The 24,257-nt window shown below is 71.0% G+C and carries 34 protein-coding genes; 27 read left to right on the forward strand and 7 right to left on the reverse strand.

Translation table 11 applies throughout. From position 1 onward, the window contains the following. Positions 1-57: 57 nt before the first annotated feature. The 6 genes from AB0D57_RS27335 (at position 58) to AB0D57_RS27360 (ending at position 4,364) form a co-directional block, all read left to right on the forward strand. Positions 58-519, forward strand: a complete 462-nt coding sequence (locus tag AB0D57_RS27335; RefSeq protein ID WP_362078305.1) for a DUF6238 family protein — start codon at positions 58-60, stop codon at positions 517-519. A gap of 28 nt (positions 520-547) precedes the next feature. Beyond that, positions 548-2,062: an ATP-binding protein gene (locus AB0D57_RS27340; protein WP_362078308.1), complete on the forward strand. Its 1,515-nt coding sequence runs from the start codon at positions 548-550 to the stop codon at positions 2,060-2,062. An 87-nt stretch (positions 2,063-2,149) separates the two neighbouring features. Further along, positions 2,150-2,986 carry a ParB N-terminal domain-containing protein gene (locus AB0D57_RS27345; protein WP_362078454.1) on the forward strand — a complete coding sequence of 279 codons (837 nt, stop codon included), beginning with the start codon at positions 2,150-2,152 and terminating at the stop codon, positions 2,984-2,986. Positions 2,987-3,261: 275 nt separating this feature from the next. Next, positions 3,262-3,483 carry a hypothetical protein gene (locus AB0D57_RS27350; RefSeq protein ID WP_352044918.1) on the forward strand — a complete coding sequence of 74 codons (222 nt, stop codon included), beginning with the start codon at positions 3,262-3,264 and terminating at the stop codon, positions 3,481-3,483. A 247-nt stretch (positions 3,484-3,730) separates the two neighbouring features. Further along, entirely contained in the window at positions 3,731-3,976 is a 246-nt protein-coding gene (locus AB0D57_RS27355) for a hypothetical protein (protein ID WP_362078312.1), read from the forward strand. Continuing rightward, positions 3,966-4,364, forward strand: a complete 399-nt coding sequence (locus tag AB0D57_RS27360) for a hypothetical protein (RefSeq protein WP_362078315.1) — start codon at positions 3,966-3,968, stop codon at positions 4,362-4,364. Before AB0D57_RS27355 ends, AB0D57_RS27360 begins: the two co-directional genes overlap by 11 nt. Positions 4,365-4,366: 2 nt before the next feature. Here AB0D57_RS27360 and AB0D57_RS27365 read toward each other — a convergent pair whose 3' ends face one another. From AB0D57_RS27365 to AB0D57_RS27385, 5 genes are all read right to left on the reverse strand, one after another. Continuing rightward, positions 4,367-4,849: a GNAT family N-acetyltransferase gene (locus tag AB0D57_RS27365; RefSeq protein WP_362078318.1), complete on the reverse strand. Its 483-nt coding sequence runs from the start codon at positions 4,847-4,849 to the stop codon at positions 4,367-4,369. An 82-nt stretch (positions 4,850-4,931) separates the two neighbouring features. After that, positions 4,932-5,744 carry an AAA family ATPase gene (locus tag AB0D57_RS27370; protein ID WP_362078321.1) on the reverse strand — a complete coding sequence of 271 codons (813 nt, stop codon included), beginning with the start codon at positions 5,742-5,744 and terminating at the stop codon, positions 4,932-4,934. A gap of 13 nt (positions 5,745-5,757) precedes the next feature. Next, entirely contained in the window at positions 5,758-5,946 is a 189-nt protein-coding gene (locus tag AB0D57_RS27375; RefSeq protein ID WP_362078324.1) for a hypothetical protein, read from the reverse strand. 4 nt (positions 5,947-5,950) lie between these two features. Beyond that, positions 5,951-7,345 (reverse strand): DDE-type integrase/transposase/recombinase, encoded by a 1,395-nt coding sequence (locus AB0D57_RS27380; protein WP_362078327.1) that lies wholly within the window; start codon positions 7,343-7,345, stop codon positions 5,951-5,953. A gap of 95 nt (positions 7,346-7,440) precedes the next feature. Next, positions 7,441-8,037, reverse strand: coding sequence for a hypothetical protein (locus AB0D57_RS27385; protein ID WP_362078330.1), 597 nt, complete (start codon positions 8,035-8,037; stop codon positions 7,441-7,443). Positions 8,038-8,194: 157 nt separating this feature from the next. Here AB0D57_RS27385 and AB0D57_RS27390 point away from each other — a divergent pair, with 157 nt between their 5' ends. The 9 genes from AB0D57_RS27390 (at position 8,195) to AB0D57_RS27430 (ending at position 14,606) form a co-directional block, all read left to right on the forward strand. Beyond that, the gene (locus tag AB0D57_RS27390) at positions 8,195-8,716 is read left to right on the forward strand and encodes a hypothetical protein (RefSeq protein ID WP_362078333.1); all 522 of its coding nucleotides are present in this window, start codon (positions 8,195-8,197) and stop codon (positions 8,714-8,716) included. A 126-nt stretch (positions 8,717-8,842) separates the two neighbouring features. After that, entirely contained in the window at positions 8,843-9,280 is a 438-nt protein-coding gene (locus AB0D57_RS27395; RefSeq protein WP_362078336.1) for a hypothetical protein, read from the forward strand. 266 nt (positions 9,281-9,546) lie between these two features. Continuing rightward, positions 9,547-9,915: a hypothetical protein gene (locus tag AB0D57_RS27400; protein WP_362078339.1), complete on the forward strand. Its 369-nt coding sequence runs from the start codon at positions 9,547-9,549 to the stop codon at positions 9,913-9,915. Beyond that, entirely contained in the window at positions 9,912-10,682 is a 771-nt protein-coding gene (locus AB0D57_RS27405; RefSeq protein ID WP_362078342.1) for a hypothetical protein, read from the forward strand. The genes AB0D57_RS27400 and AB0D57_RS27405 overlap by 4 nt, the downstream gene beginning before the upstream one ends. A 159-nt stretch (positions 10,683-10,841) precedes the next feature. Further along, positions 10,842-11,768, forward strand: coding sequence for a hypothetical protein (locus AB0D57_RS27410; RefSeq protein ID WP_362078345.1), 927 nt, complete (start codon positions 10,842-10,844; stop codon positions 11,766-11,768). Between the two features lie 142 nt (positions 11,769-11,910). Next, positions 11,911-12,426 (forward strand): hypothetical protein, encoded by a 516-nt coding sequence (locus AB0D57_RS27415; protein WP_362078348.1) that lies wholly within the window; start codon positions 11,911-11,913, stop codon positions 12,424-12,426. A 47-nt stretch (positions 12,427-12,473) separates the two neighbouring features. Continuing rightward, positions 12,474-13,211 carry a glycosyltransferase gene (locus tag AB0D57_RS27420; protein WP_362078457.1) on the forward strand — a complete coding sequence of 246 codons (738 nt, stop codon included), beginning with the start codon at positions 12,474-12,476 and terminating at the stop codon, positions 13,209-13,211. 174 nt (positions 13,212-13,385) lie between these two features. Continuing rightward, positions 13,386-13,703 carry a hypothetical protein gene (locus AB0D57_RS27425; RefSeq protein ID WP_362078351.1) on the forward strand — a complete coding sequence of 106 codons (318 nt, stop codon included), beginning with the start codon at positions 13,386-13,388 and terminating at the stop codon, positions 13,701-13,703. 28 nt (positions 13,704-13,731) lie between these two features. Then, positions 13,732-14,606 (forward strand): IS5 family transposase gene (locus tag AB0D57_RS27430; protein ID WP_362078354.1). Its coding sequence is split into 2 segments (ribosomal slippage): positions 13,732-14,121 and positions 14,124-14,606, totalling 873 coding nucleotides; the frame shifts between segments, so codons are not numbered across the junction. A 16-nt stretch (positions 14,607-14,622) separates the two neighbouring features. On the opposite strand, the gene AB0D57_RS27435 is transcribed toward AB0D57_RS27430, so the two are convergent. Then, the gene (locus tag AB0D57_RS27435; protein WP_362078357.1) at positions 14,623-15,234 is read right to left on the reverse strand and encodes an SMI1/KNR4 family protein; all 612 of its coding nucleotides are present in this window, start codon (positions 15,232-15,234) and stop codon (positions 14,623-14,625) included. A gap of 83 nt (positions 15,235-15,317) precedes the next feature. After that, positions 15,318-15,512: a hypothetical protein gene (locus tag AB0D57_RS27440; RefSeq protein WP_362078360.1), complete on the reverse strand. Its 195-nt coding sequence runs from the start codon at positions 15,510-15,512 to the stop codon at positions 15,318-15,320. 41 nt (positions 15,513-15,553) lie between these two features. On the opposite strand from AB0D57_RS27440, the gene AB0D57_RS27445 reads away from it, so the two are divergent. From AB0D57_RS27445 to AB0D57_RS27500, 12 genes are all read left to right on the forward strand, one after another. Beyond that, entirely contained in the window at positions 15,554-16,012 is a 459-nt protein-coding gene (locus AB0D57_RS27445; RefSeq protein ID WP_362078363.1) for a hypothetical protein, read from the forward strand. Beyond that, positions 16,009-17,199 (forward strand): hypothetical protein, encoded by a 1,191-nt coding sequence (locus tag AB0D57_RS27450; protein ID WP_362078366.1) that lies wholly within the window; start codon positions 16,009-16,011, stop codon positions 17,197-17,199. Before AB0D57_RS27445 ends, AB0D57_RS27450 begins: the two co-directional genes overlap by 4 nt. Positions 17,200-17,233: 34 nt before the next feature. Continuing rightward, on the forward strand, positions 17,234-18,367 hold the full coding sequence (locus tag AB0D57_RS27455) for an MFS transporter (protein ID WP_362078460.1): 1,134 nt from the start codon (positions 17,234-17,236) through the stop codon (positions 18,365-18,367). A 47-nt stretch (positions 18,368-18,414) separates the two neighbouring features. After that, a complete protein-coding gene (locus AB0D57_RS27460; protein WP_362078369.1) occupies positions 18,415-18,912 on the forward strand; it encodes a hypothetical protein in 498 nt (165 codons plus the stop codon). Between the two features lie 100 nt (positions 18,913-19,012). Continuing rightward, complete coding sequence (locus AB0D57_RS27465) at positions 19,013-19,438, forward strand: hypothetical protein (RefSeq protein WP_362078372.1); 426 nt, start codon at positions 19,013-19,015, stop codon at positions 19,436-19,438. Further along, positions 19,435-20,280, forward strand: a complete 846-nt coding sequence (locus tag AB0D57_RS27470; RefSeq protein WP_362078375.1) for a relaxase/mobilization nuclease — start codon at positions 19,435-19,437, stop codon at positions 20,278-20,280. The genes AB0D57_RS27465 and AB0D57_RS27470 overlap by 4 nt, the downstream gene beginning before the upstream one ends. 13 nt (positions 20,281-20,293) lie before the next feature. Continuing rightward, positions 20,294-20,989 (forward strand): hypothetical protein, encoded by a 696-nt coding sequence (locus AB0D57_RS27475; RefSeq protein WP_362078378.1) that lies wholly within the window; start codon positions 20,294-20,296, stop codon positions 20,987-20,989. A 23-nt stretch (positions 20,990-21,012) separates the two neighbouring features. Next, on the forward strand, positions 21,013-21,774 hold the full coding sequence (locus AB0D57_RS27480; RefSeq protein ID WP_362078381.1) for a hypothetical protein: 762 nt from the start codon (positions 21,013-21,015) through the stop codon (positions 21,772-21,774). Beyond that, positions 21,771-22,166, forward strand: coding sequence for a hypothetical protein (locus tag AB0D57_RS27485; protein WP_362078384.1), 396 nt, complete (start codon positions 21,771-21,773; stop codon positions 22,164-22,166). The genes AB0D57_RS27480 and AB0D57_RS27485 overlap by 4 nt, the downstream gene beginning before the upstream one ends. Positions 22,167-22,369: 203 nt before the next feature. Continuing rightward, complete coding sequence (locus AB0D57_RS27490) at positions 22,370-22,777, forward strand: hypothetical protein (protein ID WP_362078387.1); 408 nt, start codon at positions 22,370-22,372, stop codon at positions 22,775-22,777. A gap of 275 nt (positions 22,778-23,052) precedes the next feature. Continuing rightward, complete coding sequence (locus tag AB0D57_RS27495) at positions 23,053-23,436, forward strand: hypothetical protein (RefSeq protein ID WP_362078390.1); 384 nt, start codon at positions 23,053-23,055, stop codon at positions 23,434-23,436. Next, a complete protein-coding gene (locus AB0D57_RS27500; RefSeq protein WP_362078393.1) occupies positions 23,433-24,236 on the forward strand; it encodes a DUF317 domain-containing protein in 804 nt (267 codons plus the stop codon). The genes AB0D57_RS27495 and AB0D57_RS27500 overlap by 4 nt, the downstream gene beginning before the upstream one ends. Positions 24,237-24,257: the final 21 nt, after the last annotated feature.

The following is a 24,257-nucleotide window of genomic DNA, read 5'->3' on the forward strand; positions in this document are numbered from 1 at the left end:
CACCCGCGACGGGACGCCCCTCACTGCCCTGCCTACCGGCAGGAAGGACCACCACCTTTGACCTCTCCCACGCGCCCCGACGACGCGCACCCCTACCTCCGCGCCGCGAGCGCCGGCATCCGCCACCACTCACGGACCCTGGCGCCGTCGGACACGCACCCGCCCAGGCCCGGGGACCGCCTGCACCTTGACGTGCTGCACGCCCACCTCACCGCGCTGCTCCACCTTCTGGACCGGCTCGTCGACAGCACCCGGCCCCCTCACCCGGCCGCCGGACGTCACCTGGCCACCGCCCACACCAGGCTCTGGCAGGCCACCAGCGAAGTCCACGCCGCCTTCCACCTGCTGCCCGGCACACCCCAGGCCGACGCCGAGACGAGCGCCTGCCATCCCGAGCGGCTTCCCGAGGGCCCGCCCGTGCTGACGATCTGCCAGCGCCACCTCGCCGCCGGACACGTCGTCCGCCGCAAGACCACCCCCACCGACCTTGGCCCGCACACCACGGCCTGCGTGCGATGAGCACCACCCGCAGAAACGAGGGCCCCCGATGAGCCACCGGCCCGCCCGCCGCGCCCGCCGTGCTTCCGCCAGCCCGCTCTTCACCCCCCACGGCACCGACCGCGCCAGCCGCAAGGCCGCTCGCCGCCAGCTCGCCGAGGCCACCGCCAAAGCCCGCGCGGAAGCCAGCGCCCACCAGAGCGAAAGCACGCCCGCCGAGCACCAGATGCCCGCCGCGCTCTACCCACCGAGCGGACGCCCCGGGCCCGCATCCGCGCGCGGGAACCGGCTGCGGCTGCCCGCCCACCGCATGACCACCGCCATCGCGGCCGGCGCCTATCCCTTCCTCGCCGAGGGCGGACTCGGCGCCGAGGGCATCTACATCGGCCGCGACGTCCACGCCGAAGCATCGTTCGTCTTCGACCCATTCGCTCTGTACGGCCGCGTCGAGGGGTTCACCAACCCGAACCTGCTGCTCGCCGGCGTGATCGGCCAGGGCAAGAGCGCGCTGGCCAAGTCCTTCGCGCTGCGGTCGGTCGCCTTCGGATACCGCGTCTACGTGCCGTGCGACCCGAAGGGCGAGTGGACGCCGGTGGCAGAGGCCCTCGGCGGCCGGTCCGTCGCCCTCGGACCCGGGCTGCCCGGACGCCTGAACCCCCTGGACGCGGCACCGCGCCCGGAGAGCGTGTCCGAGGCCGACTGGGTCGGCGAGATCCGCAAAAGACGCCTGCTCCTGCTCGGCTCCCTGGCCCGCACCGTTCTGGGCCGGGACCTGATGCCCATGGAGCACACCGCCCTGGACGTCGCCCTCGACGCCGTCGTCACCCGCGCCGCCGACACGCACCGCACCCCGCTCCTCGGCGACGTCGCCGCCACCCTCAACAACCCGAGTGCGCTCGACGAGGCCGCCGGGATGATGTCGGGCCAACTCGGCGATGCCGCCCGCGACCTGGCCCACGCGATGCGCCGTCTCGTCCACGGCGACCTGGCCGGCATGTTCGACGCCCCCTCCACCGTCGCCTTCGACCCGACCGCGCCGATGCTCACCATCGACCTGTCCCGGCTCGGCGGCTCCGGCGACGACACCGCCCTCGTCCTCGCGATGACCTGCGCCTCCGCCTGGATGGAATCCGCCCTCTCTGACCCCAGCGGCGGGCGGCGCTGGATCGTGTACGACGAGGCATGGAGGCTGATGCGGCACGTCGGCCTGCTCCAGCGCATGCAGGCCCAGTGGAAGCTGTCCCGCGGTCTCGGCATCGCCAACCTCATGGTGATCCACCGGCTGTCCGACCTTCTCACCGCCGGTGACGCCGGATCGCAAGGCCGGGCTCTGGCCGAGGGACTCCTCGCCGATTGCAGCACCCGGATCATCTACCGCCAGGAGACCGACCAGCTCCACGCCGCGGCCTCGCTGCTCGGCCTGACCTCCGTCGAGATGGATGCCATCGCGCACCTCAACCGGGGGCGTGGCCTGTGGAAGGTCGCCGGCCGATCTTTCATCGTGCAGCACCTCCTGCACAGCCACGAACTGACCCTGTTCGACACCGACGCCCGCATGCACTGAAAAAGCGCCGGGTTCACGAAAACCACCCGGTACTACGCGCCTTCCCTGACGGAGACCACCATCGAATCCCACCCCGCCAACTCCCTCATCCCACCGCTCGACGAGGACGACCTCGCCGTCCTCATGCACGACATCCAGGAGAACGGGCTCCTCCAGGCCATCGTTCTGGACCGCTCAGGCCGGATCCTCGACGGTCGCGGCAGACTCACGGCCTGTGAACGTCTGGGCATCGAACCGCACTTCATCACCTACGACGGCGCGGGCACCGACATCTACAGCCTGTCCGTCAATCTCAAACGCCGCAGCTTCTCAAAGGGCCAGTCCGCGATGATCACGGTCAAAGCGCGCGCGACCCTGGGTCACGAAACCTGTCCCGAGTCGGGACAAGAGGCTTGTCCCGACTCGGGACGGGAAGCGCGTCCCGAAAAGGGACACACGGTCAGGGACATCGAGGAGCAGCTCGGAGTCGCGCGCGCCGTGATCGGAAGGGCGAGTGTCGTCTGGCGGCACGCGCCTGAACTCGTCGACTCCGTGATCAGCGGCGCCGTCGGGCTGGACCGGGCCTACGACACCGCCCGGCAGAAGAAGGCACAGACCGACTCGGCGGAAGCCCAGTTGGCGAAACTCCGCAACGAGGACCCCGCCCTCGCCGCCCGCGTCGTGGAGGGTGAGCTGACGTTGCAGGGCGCCTGGGCGGAGCGCAAGGCACGTCAAGAGGAAGAGACGCGACAGCGGCGGGTTGCCACTCAGCTCCTGTGTGAAGTTCTGCCGTCCCTCGCCCAAGTCCGCGGCAGCAAGACCTTCACCCTCTACGACCCGGAGTTCGCTCCCCCGGGACGCGCCGTGACCCGGGAGGTCATCGCGCACGCGGCGACCGCCCTGGAGGAGATCGCGTCGGTATGGAAGGAGCGTGACCTTCCCTGAAGAACCCTTTCGACCCGGCACTGCGGAAACTCGCCCTCGACGTAGCTCTGCAGGTCACCACGGATGTCGGACGCATACACACAGCAGAGTTCCAGGAAGCGCTGGCCGAACGTCTGCGCCAGGACCAGGAACTGAACGATGCGGCCTTCCGCAAGGCTGCACAAGCCGTCGCGCGCGACTTCGGCGAACGCCGCAGTCCCCGGCGCCACCGCAGGACCGGCGGGCTGTACCACCCGCACAGCGTCCTCCGGCTCGGCCAGGGCATATGGGTGTGGATGAAGGACGCCACCCCCACCGACACCACCCAGTGGGCCCGCATCTCCTCCCGGAACACCGTCCAGGTCATCGCGGCAGAGGCGGAAAAGCAGCAGTACGCCCTCGACCGCACCGACGCCTTCCGCGCGAACCCCTCATGCGAACGGCTCTCCCAGCTCGAAGAGACCGTCTTCCACTACCGGCAGGACACCCTGGACGACCTCGCCCACGACGAGCCGTAGAGCCGTCCAGCAGACCGCCGGTGGCCAACGCCACTCATCGCGGCTGCCCGTCGCCGAGCGAGAACAGGCCCCCTCATGACCGCAGCCTCGCCGGAACAACTGCCCGGCGCCGCCGGGGTCTCGACGATCAACTCGGCTTGGACGCCGCTTCCCCATGTCCCCTCCTCTCGCGAACGGAGCCCCGAGCGGGCGAATGCCGCCGTCGAACCGTGCGCTGCACCACCGCCCGCTCGCGCATGGAGTCCTCTTGAAACGTCCCCCTCACATCAGCGCCGCCGACTGGGCCGAGTACCAGCAGTGCCAGGCCGAGCACGACGACCTCATGGCACAGATCGCAGACCGCGAAGCCCAGATGGAACACGACCTGATCGCCGCCTACGACGAGTACGAACTCGACTTCAGCCCGATACCGAAGCCGGATGCCGACCCCGCTCGCCGGACACCTCCACCGCACCGCACGGCGGCCTCCCGAAGGAGGAGCCGTGGCCGCTGACGCGGAAAACACTCCGCACGCCCGCCGTGCGGCGCCGCTCGCGCCTCTTCCCAACCACCGCAACGTGGACATGCCGTGGTGGCAGGAGTTGTGGCGCCGCCACGCGCACCTCACCACACCGCTGCGAGCTCGCCGGCTGGAGTGCGACATCGAGTTCGGCCTCAGCGCCCACGTGGTGCGCGTGTCGCTCTGTTGCCCGGCGTTGAAAATGCCGATGAAGGCGGCGTTCACGACGCCGACGGGGTGTGACGGCGACGCCCCGCCGGTGGGTGTCCCGGCGGGGCGGTCGTCGGCAAGGTGTCGTTTTCTTCGGCGAGGTGCCGGTGGTTCGGCACTGCGGTCAGCGCGAGCGCCGATCGCCCAGGCCGCGATGTCGACTGGCGCCTGATCTCACAAAGCGGTCTGCAGCGTCACTGACTGACTCGCGAAGCCGTTCCGTTCGTAGAAGCGGATCGCATCGGCGTTGCTGGAGTATGCGGTCACCTCGGCCAGTTCGGCCCCCACTTCCTTCGCCCAGGCCGAGAACTGCGCGACCAAACGTGCTCCGAGCCCGCCGCGGCGGTGGGCCGGCTGGACATACATGCTCACGAGCGTCGCGACCATGACCGGCCTCATCGCTGATCCCTCAGCCACGGACCCGGTGAGGTGTCCGACGATCTGCCCGTCGCAGTCCGCGACGAGAAGAAGCCTGGTCGGGTCGTCTATGCCGGCGGCGAAACGTTCAGGTCCGAACTTGCGAGACCAGCCCACGTCGACGCTCGGATCCCTCGTCCCGGCATCTTCGACAAACAGCGCGCTGCTGCACGCGATCAGGCCATCCACATCGGCTGGCTGGGCGCGGCGGACGATGACCTCATTCTGTTGATCACTCATACCGCGTGACGCTAGCTCAACGCACTGACAGCCACGTGTGCTCTGGGACCGGCGGGACACCGAGAGGTGGGAAGCGGACATCTCAGTCGCCGACCACCTCGCTCACGGACGCGCGGGCGGCGGCCTCGTCGACCAGGTTCTTGCCGGTGGCGAACGCGGCGACGAGGGCTTGCAGGGAAAGGTTGTTGACCGCCCGCGGGTAGCCGCGCGAGGTCGTGTGGATCAAGGTCAGGGCGTCCTCGGTGAACAGCTGGTCCGGACGCCCGGCGATCTTCAGGTGGTGGGCGACGTAGCTGGTGGTCTCGGTGGAGGTCATGCCCGGCATCGTGTAGCGCAGGGCGGTCCGCTGTTCCAGGGCGGCCAGGACGGCGAGTTTCATGGTGCGTCTGAGGGTGGGCTGGCCGACCAGCAGGCAGGACAGCGGGGAGTCCTGGTCCATGCCCTGGTTGGTGAGCATGCGGATGGATTCCAGTTGTTCGTAGGACATCAGGTGGGCCTCGTCGACGACGAGGACGGGGGTGCGTCCGCGTTCCTCGCGTTCGGCCAGCAGGACCTTGCCGGTCTGGACGGTCAGACGGGAGCCCAGGTGGGAGGGGGTCTGGCCGAAGGTGTTCACGATCACTTCGTGGATGCCGCGGACCCCGATCATCGGGTTGGGGATGTAGACGACGCTGTATTTCGACGGGTCGAGGGCGTCCAGGCAGGTGCGGACGGAGACGGTCTTGCCGGCGCCGACCTCGCCGGTCACGACGCCGATGGAGCGTTCGGCGATGCACCAGGAGATGCGGGCGACGGCCTGGTTGTGGGAGTCGTGCCGGTGCAGCATGCCCGGCGCGAGGTTGCGGCCGAACGGCATGCGCTCGAACCCGTAGTGGGCCTGCAGTTTCTCAATCACGGTGATTCTCCGGTCAGTTCGCAGGTGAGGACTGGAGGTGTTCGGTGACCAGCTCCAGTCCGGCGGTGATCCAGTCGACGGCGGTGTCGAAGCCGAAGTGGGCGGCCAGCGCCTCGTCCACGTCGTCGCCGCAGGCTTCGAAGAAGCCGTGCAGCTCTTTGAGGAACACCGCCCAGTCGCCTGTGGCCAGGGGCTTTGCCATCGGCTCAGCCCTCGGCGGCGGTGTCGGTCAGATCGACGGCCGCGGCGGGCGGTTCGGCCAGCGCCGCGTAATTGATCTTTGTGCCGAGGTGGTTGGAGTGTGCGTTGTCGACCAGGCCGAGGTAGTCGATGCCGGTGGTCACCCTGGGCTCCTCGGCCGGCACTTCGGGCCGGGCCTTGGGATGGGAGTGCCGTTCGATCTGGAACGGCGTCGCGGTGCCCGCGTCCCGGCCGTCCAGGCGGACTCGCAGGAAGGTCAGGTCGAAGGGGTCGAAGACCAGCTCGACCTTGTGGCCGACCAGCTCGGGTTCGACCTGGTAGCGGTTGCCGTGCAGCGAGACGGTCGCGGTCTTGGCGACGCGGCGGTGCTCGGACCAGCGGAACGCTTCGGCGAGATCCGCTGGCTGCGGGACCGGGAACGGGGCGCCGGCCATCCACCGCTGAAGCGGTTCCTGCTTCGTCTCGGAGTGCACGCGGCGGTGGTAGATGTTCTCGGCCCACGCGGTGAACAGGCGATTCATCTCCGCGAGGTCCTTGATCTCGCGGCCGACCTCGCCCTTGTCGGAGGCGATCTCGACGGTGAACTCCCCGTTCACCGTTCTGAAGAACCGTTCGATTTTGCCTCTGCCCTCGGGCCGTCCCGGGGCGGAGTGCACCAGCTTGATGCTGAGCTTCGCGCAGGCCCGCAGCAGCCACGAGTCGACGAAAGCACTCCCGTTGTCGACGTAGATGTACTGCGGGACACCGCGGGCGGACAGGGCCGGACGCAGGGCGGCGGCGAGGCGGACGGTGTCCTCCGCGAAGCCCCAGCGGTGCCCGACCACCGCCCGGCTGTGATCGTCCAGGAAGGCGAACAAGTACGTTTTGCGGCCGTCGATCCGCGGCCCGTGCAGCGCGTCGCCGACCCACAGCTCGTTGGGGCGGTCGGCCTCGAACCGGCCGAAGGCGTCGGCGGGTTTCGCCGTCCTGAGCGCGACCAGGCCGGTGCGGTGGAACATCCGCTGCAGCGTGCGCTCGTCCGGCGCCCACCCGAGTTGGGCCCGCAGAATCCTCCTGACCTGCGCGGCCGTGCGGTCCGGGTTCTCCTTCTTCAGGGCCATCGCCAGCTCGACCACCTCGGGCGGGGTCCGCGGCTGGGACTGGCGCGGGGAGGGCACCAGCGCGTCGAAGCCGCCCTGGCGCCACTCCAGGATCCAGCGGTCCAGCGTCCACCGGGTGATCCGCACCGGCCGGCCATCAGCGTCGATGTGCTCCTGCTGGGCCAGCTTGCGCACCAGCGCGCCGCGCTGGCGGCCGGTCAGGCTCGGGTCGGCGGCCTCGCGGATGAGCATGTAGCGGAACAGGCCGATCCGTCTGGCTCTTTCCGTGCGGGCGGCCTCGTCGTCGTCTTTCTTCGTCACGTCCACCTTCCTGACGTCTCGTCACGGGCATGGGCCCGCCGAGGTTGTCAGGAACAACCCGCTGAAGATCAGAGGCAGTTGGTGTTGATCGGCGATCACGGCCATCTCGGCGACAGCAACCGTCCCCGGCTGGTGGCCGCGGCCAGCTGCCACGGCGACACCTCGCCGATGTCCGGCCAGCGCGAGGCCGCGGCCTTCCAGGCCCCGACCACCGCGGACACCGCGTCGGCGAAGACGCTCACCGACGCGGCGGGCGGGATCGGATCGGGCCCGGTGTCGACCAGCAGCACGGTGAAGTACACGCGAACGTGCTCAGCCCGTTGTTCGAACCGCCGCAGCCAGCCCCGCACCGTGTCCACCGGCCGGCCCAGAGCGGCGGCGATCGTCCTCGCACCGGCCCCGGCCGCCTTCGCCACCAGCGCGGACCCGATCACGTCCGCCAAGTCCACCCGCCTGACCAGCACGAACACCGGGAGAAGCACATGCGAACCCCCACAGCCCGCGCAGCGGGCCCGCCGCGGCCGCACCCTCACGACACCCGTCACGTTCCGCAGCACGCGATGCCTCGCCCAGCCCCACGGGGCGAGTACACCCCCGCAATCCGGACACTCGACCTCGCCCGCTCTCAGCCGGGCCTCGACCCTGACCGCGTCCGCCTCTACCGTGAGCACCGGCGTCTCCGTGCGCTTCACGGCCCTCCCGGACTCGGCCAAGAGTTTGCCGGGAGGGCCTTCGCATGCCCTCCTCATCGGCAAGGTGTCGCCGCCAACGAACACCACAGTCGCGCAGACATGCGTCCGAATCCGTCGGCACACAGCATGCCCTCAACTCACCGCCCACATAGGCATCTTGAGTGTCGTTGAACAGTCGCTCCCCGACGGCAGTCACCTGATCATCAGTCCGCCACAGGAGCCGTCCTCCGAGCGCCCGGCGGGAGACCCGGAGAGCTGGATCGCCACCCGTGAGCACCCCGACGACCCGTCGCTGTTCGAGGTCCTCTACGACTCCGCGCCCTCCGATGACCCCGGTACTCCTCAGCGGCCCGAGGCCCGCCACGGCGGCAGCGCCCAGCCCCTGATCGAGGCGATCGACCATCGCCTCTCCCAGCTCGGGCTGCTGCCACATCCCCTCTCGCCCACCGGAACGCCGTCCCCGCCCCCGCTCCCGGCTACGCCGACGGCCCCGGATCCCAAGGCCCCTGCCGTCTGCGACACGGCAGTCCACGCCCCCGTCTACGGCGACGCCCTCCTCGCTCTGACCGCCCGGCTCAACGGATCCGAGTCGTACACGGACGCCGCCACCGCGCGGGCCGGCATTCAGCGCCTGCCGCAGCCTCCGGCTCACCCAGCGGGCCCCCGCCACAACCGCTGACCAGCATCAGTCACCCCCCGAGGAGTTCTGCTGCCCCACCCCGACTTCGAGCTGTACGACAACGTCGGCCGCTCCAGTGAACAGATCGCCGCCGCCCACACCGGGGCGGCCACCTCGGACGATCTGATGCGCTGGGCCCGCCGCGACTCCGAACGCTTCCGCGCCGAACACGCCCTGCCGCAGCCGTTCCCCGCGCCGGACCTGGCCCCGTTCACCGAGGCCCTGCACGCCGCCGACACGCCGGCCGAGTTCAGCTACGTCCTCAACTCACTGCTCGACGCGGTCGAACCGTTCCTGAACGAGGTCATCAACCACCTCTCCGAGAGCCGCACCTGGAAGAACCGCCACCGCAACGCCGAACCTGGCTCGCCACCGATCCTGCTGCGGGACGCTGCCAGCCGTATCGCGACCGGAATCGCCATGGCCGCCCACGCCGACCTCGACATCCTGCGCGCACACTACGACCCGCCACCGGACCTCGAAGCCCTCCGCACCGCACGGCCCACGCCACCGGCCGCACCGCCACCGAGCCCACCCAGCGGCCCTCGCCACCCCCGGCGCTGACGCCGATGCCGGCCCACCCCGCAACGGGACCCAGCCGTCCAGCCCCGGCCAGGCTCTCCCCGGCCCCGCGGCTTCGAGCACGCTGAGCCAAAACCGTCGCCCCATAAGAGGAGTTACTTCTGTCCGACATCGACCAGCGGACGCTGCTGACAACCCTGGCTGACCAGCTGAACGACGCCGTCGACCGGCTACCGCTGCCCGACATGATCCAGCCCACTCCAGCCCTCGCGGAGATACTCGCAGACGAAATCCGCGAAGTCGGACGCATGCTGAACCATCTCGCCAGCGAGTCCGCCTTCCGCATCCGCGCCGGCAACCGCGCGCCCCTCACGCCCGCCGCCCACCTCCGGCAGACCACCACCGCACTCACACGGGCTGCCGAACCGGTCAGCACCGCGCTGCGCGACCTCGGCGCCGCCGTGGCCTGCCTGGGCCGTGCCGACGCCTGCCGGCACCGGCCCGCAGGTCCCGCACGCGAACGGGCGCTCGCCTTCGCCCAGGAGGGCCTGGTGTGGACCATCGGCAACGCGCGCCAGCGCCTGGTCCATGCGGCGACCGTGCTGCGCACCGCCGCCGTACCCCGGGCTGCGGCACCGGTCCGCAGGCCGCAGCAGGCGAAGGGACGCGCAAGGTGAACCCACACCGCACAGACCTGTCCGCCTTCGCCGCCGGCCTTGCAGCCCGCCTGCCCGGTACCTGGACCAGCGAGTATCAGCGCCACGCGCAGTACGCGGACCAGTTCCCCCGCACGAAGCAGCTCTGGGACACCGGCCACGTCGACTACATCGTCAGCCAGTACGTCCTCACCCACGACGCCGTGCTCCACGGCCCGGCCGACCAGCGGCTGTACGTGGCCGACCGGCCCCTCTACCCGCACCAGTTCGTCGTCGCCCCGCTCACCCCCGTCGGCACGCACATCAAGCCCCACCACTTCGCCGGCGTCGAGGAACCCAACGGGATCGCCGTTCCCAAGGACCCCGCTCGGGCCGCAGCAGAAGTCGCCCGGCGGGTACTGCCCCGCTACGAAAAGGCCCTGCAAGCGGTGCTCGACAACGCGGCGGACCAGCCGGATCCTCCCCACCGGCCTGGCCCGCCGCAGGTCGACCAGGTCCTCACTCTGACCCTGTACAGCGACGGAGCCCTCGGCGCGCCGTACGACAGCGTGCCGGTCGATGCCCGCATGACGCTGTACGCCCACGGCTTCCAGTACCACCCGCACCAAGCGGCGTTCCTCCTGCCCACCGCATACGGGGACAGCGGTCGCGCCCTCCGCGTCCAGGGCGTGGTCCAGCAGCTCACGGCCAAGGGAATCGGCGTGAACCTGCGCCACTCGGCGCCCACCACCGCAGCCCTTCCGCCGGCATCACCGAAGACCGCACCAACGACCGCCCGTACGCGCTGATTCCTCCCGCCCTGCAGATCTGGAGCCTCCATCCGCACCGCTCGCCGTACCCTGCCGCCGTTCGTCGGCGCCGCCTGCCTCGCCCTGGCCCTCACCGGCTGCGCTGACGAACAGGGCACCGCCCACGCCCGGCAGGCGCCCAGTGCCAGCACCGCCCCGATGCCCGCGCCCGCCCTCACCGCCGCTCAAGCCCGCGACGTCATCACCCGCTATTCGAAGATCAACAAGGAGGCCAACGCCAACCGGAACCGGCGCCTGCTCGACACGGTCGAGGACGGCCCGCTGTACGCGATGTCCGTCTCGGACTACACCGAGAGCAAAGGACTTCCCGCGGCGGACCGCAAGCCGTACAAGCCATGGTCCTACGACTCAGCGGGCGCCAAGCTGTACATCCCGCGCCTGGGAGCCGGACAGGACCGCTGGTTCGCCGCTGCGCTCTCGGACCAGAAGGGCACAGCCCCCTCGCGGCTGGCCGTGTTCGCCGAACGACCCCAGCGCAAGCGCTGGGAGATGGTCTCCGTCGTCGACCTCGACAGCCCGGAACTGCCGGACATCGCCCTCGACCACGATGGATACGCGACGGCCGTCGCCGCCGACGGCAACAAGCACCTCGCTGCCGACGCCGACCTGCTGCGCACCGCGATCCTCGACAACTTCGCCACCGGAGGCACGAGCACAGGGACGAAGGTCTTCGCACCGACCAAGGCGAGCAGGCGGCAGATCGAGGTCCACGACAAGACCGGCACCCGCTACGGAACTCAGGGCACCACCGTCTTCGCCGGCACCGCCAACCGCTATAAGGACGCCTACGCCCTCAAAACCACCGACGGCGGCGCGCTGATCCTCTTCTCCCACACGCACACCCAGACCGACGCCGTCGCGCACTCCGGCCTGCAGATCAACCCCGGCAAGGACGACCGGTCCTGGCTCCACGACGTGCCCCGCACCTCCATCACGTACACGTTCGTGTGCAACGACGCCGCCACCGTCCCCACGAAGGCCGAGCCCTCCCGCCTGATCGGCTACACCTGCGCCCGCACCGATGCCTCCGGCCCGCCGGTCCCGTCCTGGTCGGACCGCGCGTAGACGCACCCGGGCGCCACCGTGATGGCCGCCGAACATCCCCCGCCCCCTGCTCGCTCCGGAGATCTCCCTGTCCACACGCTCCTTCATCGCCCGCCCCAGCGTCGGCGCGGGCTACACCGGCATCCACGTCCAGCTCGACGGCGTGCCCAGCCACCACCTCCCCCTGCTCCTGGCCGCTTACCAGTACAAGTTCGGACGCAACGTCGAGGCCATGTGCCGGCACTTCATCGACGACGTCGCCGTCGGCTGGGACGAACTCGGCACCGATCTCCTCGACGATGCCCCGCCCGCGCTCGTGAGCGCGCTGACCGGCGGCGAGCACTGGCCCAGCCGGACACTCGACCACCTGATCACCCCGGACGGCTCGCCGCCGGTACGCATGTCGGTCACCGACACGACCGCCGACGCGCAGGACATGCAGTGGGGGTACGTCCTGCACAAGGAGGGCGTTGAGGTGATCAGCCTCCTGCACGAGGACCTCGGCCCGGTCGTGAGCTGGTCCACCGACCCGCGCACCGTTTTCAACGACCACCCGGCGGCCTGGTCCTCCCTCGACCCCGCACCGACCATCCGGGCATCGCGCGGCAGGCAGCCCCAGAGCGCTGTTGCCGCAGCCCCGGCGAAGGCCGGCACCTCACGCCCCGCCGCCCGCCGCTAGTTCCCCTCGTCTTCCCGGAGCCTTCTCTGCCCCCGCACACCACGCCCCTGATCACCGTCGTCATCGCCAGCCGCCTGCGCGAAGACCGACTGGACTACCTGACCGCCATGCACGCCAGCCTCACCCGGCAGTCCGTGCCGTGGGAGGCCGTGATCGCGCTCGACGGTGCACCGCCCGACCGTTTGCCGACCCCACTCGCGCGGGACCCCCGCGTTCGCACGCTGGCGCTGCCCCGGCCGGTCGGCGCCGCCTGCGCCAGGAACCTGGGCCTCGCACACGTACGCACTCCGTACACCAACTGGGCAGACGACGATGACGAGTTCACCGACGACGCGATGGCCGTACGGCTGAACACCCTGGAGTCCACCGGGGTCGGCTGGTGTGCGGGTTGGAGCGAGGACCGCTACCCCGACGGCTCGACCACTCTGTGGCGGGCCCCCACGCCGCCCGGCCGGCACGAGGCCGGTGATGTGTGGACGTACTGGAAGTCGCCGGCGGACACCATCCCCATCGGGCCGACCACGATCCTCGCCCGCACCGACCTCGTGCGCGCCGCTCCGATGGGCGGCCTCGTTCAGGGCGAGGACTACTGCGCGGCCCTCGGCGTCACCGCTCTCGCGCCCGGAATCCTGCTGCCGGTCCCCGTGTACAGGTACCGCAGGAACGGGCAGATGACAGCCCAGGTCGGATACGACCAGCTGGAAGCGGCGGCCCGGGGGCACGCCTGGGCGTACGGCCGCAGTCTGCGCGCCATCCTGCGCCGCGAGGACCTGGTCCATGGCTGAGGCGCAGATCATCCTGTCGCACAGCCGGGAGTCCGGGATCGTCGCCGTCGCGTCGGGCGAGCGGTACCCGTGGGCGTGCACCGCCCTCGCGGAGAGCGGCTTCAAGCGGGACGACGACGGCGTCTACCACCTGCCTGCGGATAGCACCGGGACCACCGTGGTCGACCTGGTCACGTGCGCGAAGCGGCACCGCACCAGCGTGCACACGAGCAGCCGGCGTTTCATCGGCGACGCCTCGCGCGCCTCCTGCCCGGCCAGTGGCGCGCCTCGGTCGAGATCTACTCGCACCACGCCTGGCAGGAAGACCTCGTTCCCTGGATCTGGGACAGCGGCGAACTCGGCCGCGCCCTCCAGAGCGAGCGCGTTCCCTACGCCGCGACGCTCACGGACACGGTACAGGGCACCACGCTGCTGTTCATCGAGCGCCCCGGCCGTCAACTCGACTACCTGGTAGGTGCCTTCGCCCCGGAAGGACTAGGGTCTGTTTCATAAGTGGATCAAGGACTGCCATGATCCACTCGTGGGGCGTGGAGATCTGACTAGCGAGCAATGGGCCAGACTGGAGCCGCTGTTGCCGGTGGGCAAGAAGTCGGGACGGCCTCCGGTCTGGTCCAAGCGACAGCTGATCAACGGCATACGATGGCGGACGCGGACCGGTGCGCCCTGGCGAGACGTTCCCGCCCGCTACGGCGAGTGGGAGACTGTTTACGGGCTCTTCCGGCGCTGGCAGCGCGACGGCACCTGGAGCCGGATCCTCACCCAACTGCAGGCCCAGGCCGACGCGAAAGGCCTGATCACCTGGGACGTGAGCGTGGACTCCACCATCGCGCGAGCGCATCAGCATGCAGCAGGCGCCCGCAAAAGGGGGACCTGCAGAGGGACAAACCAGGCGGAGTCGCCGATGAGCCCGCCGACCACGGGCTCGGCCGCTCGCGCGGTGGTCTGACGACGAAGGTGCACTTGGCCGTCGAGCACGGACAGAAGCCGCTGTCCTTCCTGGTGACCGCCGGCCAGCGGAACGACAGCCCCGAGTTCCAGCCGGTCTTGGAGCGCATCCGAGTGCCCCGGGCAGGCGCCGGCAGGCCGCGCTGTCGACCCGATCGGGTGCGGGCCGATAAGGCCTACGGGTCCCGGGCCAACCGCGAGTACCTGCGCCGACGCGGGATTCGCTGCACGATTCCTGAGAAGTCCGACCAGGTCCGCAACCGCAAGAAGCTGGGAGCCCACGGCGGCCGTCCGCCGAAGTTCGACAAGGCCGACTACCGCGAGCGCCACGCGGTCGAGTGCGGGATCAACCGCCTCAAGCGCCACCGGGCGGTGGCCACGAGATACGACAAACTCGCCGTCCGCTACGAGGCCACCGTCATCGTCGCCATCATCAACGAGTGGCTTTGATCAGAGGCTTCCGGCGTCAGAGCTCGTCTGTGACGCTGCCGTCCGGATGGCGACGGCTGAAGTACAAGCGCCGCTCGCCCGGCCCTTTCTGCTTCTCGACCTCGTACATCGGGACGAGCCGCGCCCACGCCCTGGTCTGCTGCGTGACGTGGGCCTGGAGCCAGTCGGTGAACCTGGCGTAGCTCAAGGCGGGCGCCTCGCCCTCACAGTACGACCACACCTCGGGATCGGGCACGGGGCCGCGCAGAAAATCGAACTGGTAACCCTGGTGCATGAGGATGACCCGGTCCGACGCGCCGAGAACGAAGGGGACGTCGTTCTCCGCCAGCAGTTCTCGTGCTGCCTCCCCCAAGCCGATGACTCGCGGATAGAAGACATCACTGCCCTGCATGAAGCGCCCGGCACCGCCACCGATAAGCGTCAGGAAGCAACGATAGGCATCCCCGAGAGGCGCGGACTGGTCATACTCAATCCCGTGGATCTCGTCGTCAGACAGCCCATGAACCTGATCAGCCACGGCCGTGGTGCCGTCGACCAGGGCTGTGGTCAGTGCGCGGACACGGTCCTCAAGCGAGCCACTGCCCGAGTGTTCTCTACCGGAGTCCTGGGTCTTCCTCTGGACCGTCATGCCGCCTCCGAATCGCCGAGCCGCATCCTACGGCGGACGGCACGGGATCCTACGCGGCCTCTGATCCACTTCTAAAACACGCCCTAGAAGAGGGCTACGGCGATCCCCACGCCCCGCACAGCATCGTCCTGCCGCCGTTCCCTGGACGCGCGGCCCAGGCCCTCACAGACCGGTACCTGCCCTCCTACGAGCAGGCCGTCCACGCCCGCCGCCCGGCCCTCCCCGTCGCCGCGCCAGCCCGCCCCCTCACCGCGGCCCGGCCCGCGCACCGCAGCCACTGACCGCTCCACCCCGACAACATGAGGAGAACCCCGCCCCCTTGCAACCCGGCACCCACTTCGCCTTCGGCGACCACGAGGAACACGGCTTCGTCGCCTCCTTCACCGCCGCCCTGCCCGCACACCTCGCCCACTGGTACCTGGATCGCGAGCAGTTCGAGCCCGTTCCCGGAGAACCCGGGCTGTACCGGCTCAGCGAGCCCGAGCGCGACGGAATCCGCCGCACCCGCCAGGCCGTCCACGATCTGCGCCGCCACGGCTACACCGTTCAGGCCGACATCCGCCTCGACCCGTCCCTCTCTGCCGGCCCGCCACGCCCCGTCCGGCCGAACGGACTCCTGGAGCGCCGCAACCGTCTCGCCCAGGCCGCCGCCGGCCGAACGACGCAGCGCTCCACACCGCCCACCACCTCCCCGCCGTCGGCCCGGCCGATCCCGCCGAAGCCCACCTACGCTCCGACCGTCCACCTGACGGCCGCGGCCGGCGGGCGGTCCCGATGACACCCGCGAGCAACCCGGCCCCCGACGGCCCCTTGCCGACAGCGCCCGAACTGTCCAACGGGGCACGCGACTTCCGGCTGCGGATGGCGGTCATCGACTGCGAGACCGAGGCCGCTCTCGACATGACACGCGACCGCTACGGCCGCACCGTCCACGCAGGCGCCGCCGCAGCCGCACGAGCCCATCGTGACAAGGCTGCGGTGGAGGCATACGCCACCCACCTCGCCCCACACGCCGACGCTCTCGTCGATGCCGCCCGCCTCGTGCTCGACGAGCTGCCACCCGCCCGGCACCTGACCGGGTGGCGGGCCGTCCTGGACGGCCTGGCTGCCTCCGCCGCCGAGATCCGCCGGGCGCTCGACCGGCCGGCCGCCCCCAGCTCCCCAGCCGAACGCGCTCAGCACGCGGCCCTGTGGCCGCACCTCACCGCCTGGGCGGACCACAGCTCCATCGCCAGCAACCTCGCCGACCAGCGCGACGGCCAGCACCACAAGGCTCCGCTGACCGACGAGGAACAGCAGATGTGGACGGAGATGGCCCAGGCCGCGCAGGGGCGCGGCGAGCTGGAGCCGACCGAGTCGTGGTACGCGGCCGACGGGCAGCCGATCACCCTCGCCCACCTGGTCGAGGACGACGACTCGACGGTGGTCGCGCTGCGAGGCGACCCGGACGCACCGGGCTGGCAGGTGATCGGGCACTACACCCACGAATACGAGGCAGGCAAGGTTCTGCCCGCCCCGGTCCCGCCCGGCGTGCTGCGCCCGGACGTCTCCCGGTTCAACCGCCCAGCACCGGTCCCGGAGGTGTCCCTGCAGGAACTCATACGCGACGTCGTCGAAGGCCAGACCGCCGGTGACGCGTCCAACGCTCTCCTCTGTGCCGTCCAGCGCGGCTACGACGCGGGCCCGATGGTCCGTCTCCAGGAACTCCTGGAAACGAGCGGCCAGTTCGCCAGCGCCCTGGAGACCGTGCAAGGGCGCCAGATCGCCGCCCGCCTCTCAGCGCTGGGCCGGCAGATCGAGTTCCTCACCCGCGAAGTCGAAGAGGCGGCCGAGGACCTCGGCGCGACCGTCGCCGTCCTGCCCCCGCACCGCACCCCCGTGCTGCGCGCCCGCCCGCGCCCGGCCGTGGACACCACACCGCCCACGCCGCCGACCCGCGCCAGCACAACCGCCCGCCACCGCTAAGCACCGAGAAAGCACCCGTTGTCCCCGACCGCACATCCGGCCCCGGCACCGCGAGGCAGCAGCATCGCCTTCGGCGGACTGCTCAGCGCCCTGTACGGGCTGTCCTCCTCGGTGGTGCAACCGGTCAAGGGACGCCTCATGGGACCGCCACGGCCAGACGGCAGTGCACCTCCCGGCCGCTCTGCTCAACTCGCCCCTCCTGGTGGCCCTGCCGCTGACCGGACCGTACGGCGGACCGGGCCTCGCCACGGCCATCGTCGTCGCCGGTGGCCTGACCACCCCGTCCCTCGAGGCCGGGCTGCGGGCCCTGTGGCCGAGCGTGCTGCCCGACCCCCGGCTGCGGCACGCCGCGCTCGCCCTCGACACCGGCACGCAGGGCCTGCTGTACATCGTCGGCCCCCTGCTCGTCGCCGCCCTCGCTTCCACGTACAACCCCACCGTCGCGCTCACCGTCACCGCCGTCCTTGGCCTGGCCGGAACCACCGTGGTCGTGCTCGCTCCGCCATCGAGACACTGGCGACCAGCCCCCTCAACCGGTACCCAACACAGTGCCGTTGGCCGGTTGACCAGCCCCGGCCTGGTGCTCCTGTTCGTCTCGCTCACCGGTATCGGGTTCGCGATCGGAGCCATGAACGTGTGGTCGATCGCCATGGCCGAGCACCACGAGCAAGACATGCTCTTGGGCATCATCCCCGCCGCGTTCTCCACCGGCAGCTTCCTGGGCCGCCTCGTCTACGGGCGCCGCACCTGGACCGGAACCACCGCCGACCGGCTGATCACCGCGAGCGCGGCGTTCCTCGCCGGGTGGCTCCCGCTCCTGACTCTGCCGGGCCCGTTCGCGGCCACCGCCGCGGTCGCCGTGCCCGGTGCGTTCCTGACCATCGTGGTCGCCTGTGCCTACGTGAGCACGGACGCTCTCACCCCGGCGGGCCGGACCAGCGAGGCGTACGCGTGGCTGATCCTGTCGATCGGCGTCGGACAGTCCGCCGGTACCGCCCTGGCCGGACGCCTCGCCGAGCAGCCGCTCGCCAGCGCGGCGCTGCCCGCCGCCGGCGCGGCCTTCGCTCTCACCGTCCTTCTCGCCGCGCACCGACAGCTCCGCCCCGCCGGACAGCTGCTGCGCGGCCGACACCGCCGCCCGCTCCGAGGCCGGCGCAAGACGCCCTGATCAGGGTGCAACCCCACCACTTTCAACACCTTTGAGGAGACCGACTTATGGCCGTGCGTACGCAGTGGACCGTGGAGCACGCCTGCTCCCACCGTGTGGATCATGACCTGTCCAATCGCCCTGCCGATAAGCGGGCGGGCTTTGCCCGCTGGCTCGCATCGAAGGACTGCAGCGACTGCTGGAAGGCGGCGCGCGATGTCGACTCCGAGTCTAAGGAGGAGTGGCTCGCGGCGAAGCGCGCCGAGGAGCAGGAGGCAGCCGTCGCGTGGGCCAAGCAGTTCGACATGCCGCAGTTGGAGGGACGGGAGAAGGCCCTGGACTGGGGCGAGCGCTCCCGCCACCAGCTGATGGCAGCCGCGCACACCGCGCTGGTCGTCGAGGGGAGTTGGGACGAGGCGGACTGGGCGGAGCTGGAGGAGAAGGCGCGCTCCATCACCCGTGCCGGATGGTGGATCGACCAGCGCGACGCCGAAGGCGCTGACCTGCTCGAACTCCTCGACGCAGCCAGTGAGGCGGACCGCGGGACGGAGAACCCGTTCCGCTAACGGCCGGGGGAACATAGCCGGGAAACGCCGGTTAGCCAAACCGGCGTTCCTCCGGACTATTGATGCTCCCACCTCGCCAGCAACTGCGTGGAAGGAACTCATGTCCCAGCCCCCGCCCACCTCGGCGTTCGCGCCGACGCCCGACCCGCTCACCCCCGACCGGGACATCACGCACCAGCACTTCCAGGCCGGTGACACCGTCGTCGTCCTGAAGGGGGTGGCCGGCGGGGAACTGTGGGGCGATGCGATGCGCGTCGTGGCCCCGTCCTGGCACACCCCGACCGACGAGGACGGCTGGCGGCTGCGTGATGCGACCGGCGGAGCCCAGTCCTTCGTCACCGCCCACCCCCGCTACCTCGTGCACCTCTCGCGCCGCTGCCCGGACTGCCTGATCTACCTGCGGGCCATGGAGGACACGCTCCTTGCGCGGTTCGCCGGCCGCAACGAGCTGATCGACTGCGGCTGGTACACCACCACCGCCCTGGGCCAACTCGTGCACATCGCCGACATCCGGGGCGGCCGGTGATCCCCCGCCTCCACGAGCGGACGCACACGCCGCACGACCCGCTCGCCGAGGCACTGGGGCGGCCGGTCTCCCCGAACGAGGGCCTGACGGAGTACACGGTCGTCGCCCACTGGCCCGGCCTGGATTACTACACCCTGGACGACGAGCAGAAGATCTGGACGTCCGTCCAGTGGGCCGAGCACCTCGAAGACCCTTATCTGGAGCACCCGTTCGCCGCCAGCCCGGACGACGACCGGCGGGCGATCCTCCACCTCGACGTCCGGCTTCACCCGGACGACCGTCAGCTGACCGGACCGGAGTGGGCCGAAACCGCCCACCGGCTCGCGCGGGCCGCCGGTATCGAGATCCCCGGCAAGGAGCACGGCTGCCGGTGGATCGCCGTACAGGCCCAGCCCCAGCGCCTCGATCTGATCGCCAACCTGATCCACCTCGACGGCGCCTGGCACACCCCGCCCACAGACATCCTGCGGCGCCTCTCGGACGAGGCGCGCCGCATCGAGCAGGACCTCCACCTGTTCCGCGTTCGCACCGGGCCCACGGCGCGGCCCGCCATCCGGACGGCGCCCACGGCATCGGCCCAGCTCGCGAGCGTCCTGACCCAACTCGCCGACGAACAGGCCGGCCCACTGGCCGCGGTCCGCGGACTCATCGAGCACACCGCGCACCGGGTCGCCCGCCAGCCCGGAGCGGCCGGCACCGACGCGGCTCACCGCCTGGAGCTGCTCGCCCGCCGTCTCCACGCCATCCAGCAGGACCTGGCCGGCACCGCCGCCCACCTGGTCCAGCCCCGGATCGCCGCCGCACCACCCACGGCTCGGCGCACCACCCACCGATCGCCGTAGGAGAAACGTCTCTTTGCCCCTCGCCGACCGCTTCCTGGACATCCGCCGCGACCCGCACTCCTGGGAACTCCTAGCCCGCGGCGGTGACTCCGAGGCGTACAGCGTCCTGCAGCGGGCGGGGTTCGTCGCCGTCGTCCGCGTCCACGAGACTTACCACCGCGCCCCCACCGGTTTGGCCGACCAGGACGAGGATCGTCTCGCCACCGACGCCGTTGCCCGTCTCCGAGCCAACGGATACCACGTCGACTGCGACGAGGACTTCGACACCGATGCCCGTCCGGCCAGTTACCTGCCGCTGGGCTCGTCCGTCGCCCACCTCGCCGAGCGCATTCGCGAGGCCACCACTAGGGACGAGACGGCCGACGCGCTGACCGAGCTGACCGCCGCCCACGACGGCGTCCTCGCCGCGCTGGAGGAAGTCCTCACCGCCACCGCCGACTTCCACGACGGGCTCGGCCAGGCGGCCGACCCGCACATCGCCCGACGGCTGCGCTATCTCGCCGACGAGCACCTCCGCATCATCCGCACCGACCTCTCCGGCACCCGCAACGCGCTCGCCGACCGGCACGCCCCGCACCCCGGCCGCAGCACCTGCGGCGCAGAGGTCCCCGCAACTGAACGCGAGCGCTCCGCCGTGTGCGCCTGCCCGCCCCCGCGACGCACGCTCCCGGCCCCGCCGCCCCCGGTGGCCGCCGGACTGCGCCGCTGACTCCCACCTCGCCCAAGGACACCATGCACGACCACCACGACACCTCCGAGCGCCTCGCCTCGTACGCCGACGTCCTCGCCGGTGAACTCCCCGACGCCTGGACCAGCTCCCACCTCCCGCCGGATGCCAAGGATGACCTCGCCGAACTCTCGGAACGGATATGGGACCTGGACCTGGTCGCTGCCTCCCTCGCCGAGCATCCGCTCCAGCAGGCGGCCGTCCTGAGCCGCCCGGACGGCGCCCAGCTCGTCCTTCTGGACCGGCACGACGAACGCGACGGGTTCCTCATCGCCGCCGTCGCCCCGCGCGCCCTGCCCGACGAGGCGTACCGCGCCGTCCCCGAGCCCAACGGCATCGCCTTGGCGGACGATCCGTTCCTGAGCGCCGAGCAGGTCGCCGGCGACCTGCTCGCCCGCTACGACACCGCGCTCGCCCAGGTCCGCCACAACGCCCTGGGCAGCCTCCAGCCCTCCCAGCCAGACCGGATCGTCCTGACCTGGCAGCCCGACGGCAGCGTCGCCACCGCGCCCGTCGACAACCGTGCCGGGACGGTCCTCATCGCTCACGGCTTCGCCCAGGACCCGCAGAGCGGCATCTACCGTCTGGGCGGCAACGACACCCAGGCGCAGGCCCGTGCCCTGCGCGAGATTGGCCCGCAGCTGGAAGCAATCGGCATCGGCACCGGCCTGCAGCATCCCGCTGGCCGGACCGCTCCCACGTCCGCCCCGGCGTCCGTGCCGCCGGTTCCGGCGGGCACCCGCGCACCGGCAGCCCGCGGGCGATGAGGCAGACGGAGCCCGACTTCTGGGTGCTGGAGTACGTCACCATTACCAAGGATCCGCGCAGCGGCCTGGTCGTCGCCATAGGCGGCACCGAGAAGGCGGCGGACATCCTCCAGCGAACCGGCGGGTTCCTGTCCGCGGCCGGGCCTCGCGGGGACTATCACCGGCTTCCCCACGACCTGCCCGTCGAGCAGCAGCGTCTGAAGGCGGCCACCGCCTCGCACACCCTGCTCGCCGCCGGCCACAGCGTCCACCTCGACCCCGCGCTGAACGCGCTGGCCACCCCGGACGGCGAACACGAGGGCCGAGGTGCTGACCGAGATCGCCGCCCCGGTCACCGGGCTGCTGCCCCTCACCAGAGAAGTCGTCGTCCGAGCCTGGATCGCCGCCAGTGACCTCCAAGGGGCCTCGCCCGGTGAGGAACCCGAGCCGATCGCACGGCTCGGGGACACCGCCAGCTCCATGAGCCGGGCCGCCCGCCTCATCCTCCACGCCCGCAACCACGCCGCCCGCGCTCCGCGAACGGCGGCCCCCGCACCGCCGCCGAGCTCCACCCGGCCCCCGGCCTCCCGGCGGCGTTGACCCCGGAGAAAAGTACATGGCCAACCTGGCCGACGAATACGGCACGGACGTCGAGATCTACATCAAGGCCCTGACGACCACCATCCACGCCGACACGCCCACCGGAGCCCCCGCCGGGCTCCACGACCTGCTGGAACAGCTCGGCCTGGAACGCCACGAATACCCCACGGGCGAATCGCTCTACATCTGGCACACCGTGCCCGAACACCTCGGCGGGGACGAGCAGAAGCACCTGGCCACCCGCGCCATCCCCGCCCTGCTCCTGGCCGGGTACGAAGTCAACTGCACGCCCGACGTCTTCGACGAGGCCGCCTACCGGCAGGCCGTGCGCGACATCCGCACCCGTGCGGCCCGCCCTGCCGCGCAGCATCCGGCACCGGCCAGCTCCCCCTCACGGCCCGCGCCGGCCCGCCGCACCCCGTAAGCCCCTGGGTGGCCCCGGCACCGCGCCGGGGCCACCCACCAAACCGCCCCGACTCCCGGAGAAACCCGTAGCAACCCGCACACCCCCACAGATCAGCAACCGGCTCACACCCCGCCTCGCGACCGCCCTGTTCCGCCGCTACCTGCGGGCCTGCATCCCCACCGGGCCTGACCGCGTCTCCCCGCTGGCCGACGCCCGCCCGGAAGCCGTCCTCGCAGAAACACAGCGCATCGGGCAGCGCCACCACCACTGACCGTCCACCGACCCGGAGGAGCATGTCCCACCCCGCCCCCTACCCGGTGAGACTGGCCGACGTGATCACCCGCCAGCTCGGCCAGCTCGCCGACCACCTCTCTCAGCTTCCCCCGCCGCAGGCCGCGCAGGTCATCGCCCGCGTTCTCGACCCGGACGCCGGAGTCCTCGGCGGCATCACCCACCTCGTCTCCACCGGCAGCGCGTTCGCCAAGGACCAGGCCGAACGCGGAGCCCTCCCCGCGGAGGTGTGGCTCGCGCTTGGCCGCGCCTCGAACGAACTGCACGACATCACCCTCGACCTGGACGAACACAAGGACACCCTGCAGCACGTCGGCACCCAGCCCGCCACCACCGCGGCGAAGCCCCCGTCACCCGCACCGCTCGTGGTCCGGCGGCGCCGGTGACGAAGAAGCAGTGGCAGGGCTGGGGGCCAGGCGAGCAGGCCGAGCAGCACTACCTCGTCCAGCCTCGCGCCCTCGCCGGCGGCGGCGACGTCCGCCACGTCTCGGAGTTCCTGCGCGCCTCGGGATGGCGGGACAAGTCCAAGAAGGGCGGCCCTCTGGTCGTGGAGAGCCCGGACCGCACCGTCCGTGTTGCCTACGACCCCTATGTTCTGCCCGGCGGGTGGACCATCCACGGCAGAGCGGACGGCCTGAACGGCGAGTGGTCGGCGCACCTGGGCCGACAGACTCCGGTGGAGATCGTCGCCGGTCTGACCGACGCCCTCACCCGTCCCCGCTCCGCCCACGCCCCCAACGTCTGGGCACCGTTGGAGAAACAGAACTGGCACACGCGTTTCGAGGGCCACGACTACATGGCGACCAAAACCGACGGTAGTGCGTGGATGCAGTACCAGCAGAGCCCCGACGGGGCAGCGATGTGGTGGACCGGAGCGAAGGACAGGCAGGGCAACGGCTGGACGGCCAACTTCACGCCGAACACGCCGATGCACCTGGTGCAAGCCTTCGCGGCCGAACTCGCCAGCCCCGATCCCGTGATGCGTCCGCGCGGACGCGTGCCGCACAGCGCGCAGATCCGTACCTGGTCGGTCTCCGTCAAGCCCTCGCAGCTCCGTGCGTGGCAGCAGGCCCGGATCACGGCCGCCCGCGCCGCCACCTGGGCCCAGAGCAGCACCCGAAGCACCCAGCCGCGCACCACCGCCCGTCCGTACACCCCGGCCGGCGGCGCCCGGACCCGCCGCTGACCCGACGACGCCCCGTTCCAA

This window comes from Streptomyces sp. NPDC048275 (assembly GCF_040652275.1).
Lineage (GTDB): Bacteria > Actinomycetota > Actinomycetes > Streptomycetales > Streptomycetaceae > Streptomyces.

Excerpts from the sequence above, each read along its gene's own strand:
- AB0D57_RS27460 (WP_362078369.1), top strand. The coding sequence starts at position 18,415 with ATGGCCGTGCGTACGCAGTGGACCGTGGAGCACGCCTGCTCCCACCGT.
- AB0D57_RS27365 (WP_362078318.1), bottom strand. The coding sequence starts at position 4,849 with ATGAGTGATCAACAGAATGAGGTCATCGTCCGCCGCGCCCAGCCAGCC.
- AB0D57_RS27450 (WP_362078366.1), top strand. The coding sequence starts at position 16,009 with ATGACACCCGCGAGCAACCCGGCCCCCGACGGCCCCTTGCCGACAGCG.
- AB0D57_RS27485 (WP_362078384.1), top strand. The coding sequence starts at position 21,771 with ATGAGGCAGACGGAGCCCGACTTCTGGGTGCTGGAGTACGTCACCATT.
- AB0D57_RS27400 (WP_362078339.1), top strand. The coding sequence starts at position 9,547 with ATGCTGAACCATCTCGCCAGCGAGTCCGCCTTCCGCATCCGCGCCGGC.
- AB0D57_RS27375 (WP_362078324.1), bottom strand. The coding sequence starts at position 5,946 with ATGGCAAAGCCCCTGGCCACAGGCGACTGGGCGGTGTTCCTCAAAGAG.
- AB0D57_RS27490 (WP_362078387.1), top strand. The coding sequence starts at position 22,370 with ATGGCCAACCTGGCCGACGAATACGGCACGGACGTCGAGATCTACATC.
- AB0D57_RS27465 (WP_362078372.1), top strand. The coding sequence starts at position 19,013 with ATGTCCCAGCCCCCGCCCACCTCGGCGTTCGCGCCGACGCCCGACCCG.
- AB0D57_RS27350 (WP_352044918.1), top strand. The coding sequence starts at position 3,262 with ATGAAGGACGCCACCCCCACCGACACCACCCAGTGGGCCCGCATCTCC.
- AB0D57_RS27495 (WP_362078390.1), top strand. The coding sequence starts at position 23,053 with ATGTCCCACCCCGCCCCCTACCCGGTGAGACTGGCCGACGTGATCACC.
- AB0D57_RS27480 (WP_362078381.1), top strand. The coding sequence starts at position 21,013 with ATGCACGACCACCACGACACCTCCGAGCGCCTCGCCTCGTACGCCGAC.
- AB0D57_RS27340 (WP_362078308.1), top strand. The coding sequence starts at position 548 with ATGAGCCACCGGCCCGCCCGCCGCGCCCGCCGTGCTTCCGCCAGCCCG.
- AB0D57_RS27395 (WP_362078336.1), top strand. The coding sequence starts at position 8,843 with ATGCGCTGGGCCCGCCGCGACTCCGAACGCTTCCGCGCCGAACACGCC.
- AB0D57_RS27435 (WP_362078357.1), bottom strand. The coding sequence starts at position 15,234 with ATGACGGTCCAGAGGAAGACCCAGGACTCCGGTAGAGAACACTCGGGC.
- AB0D57_RS27410 (WP_362078345.1), top strand. The coding sequence starts at position 10,842 with ATGCCCGCGCCCGCCCTCACCGCCGCTCAAGCCCGCGACGTCATCACC.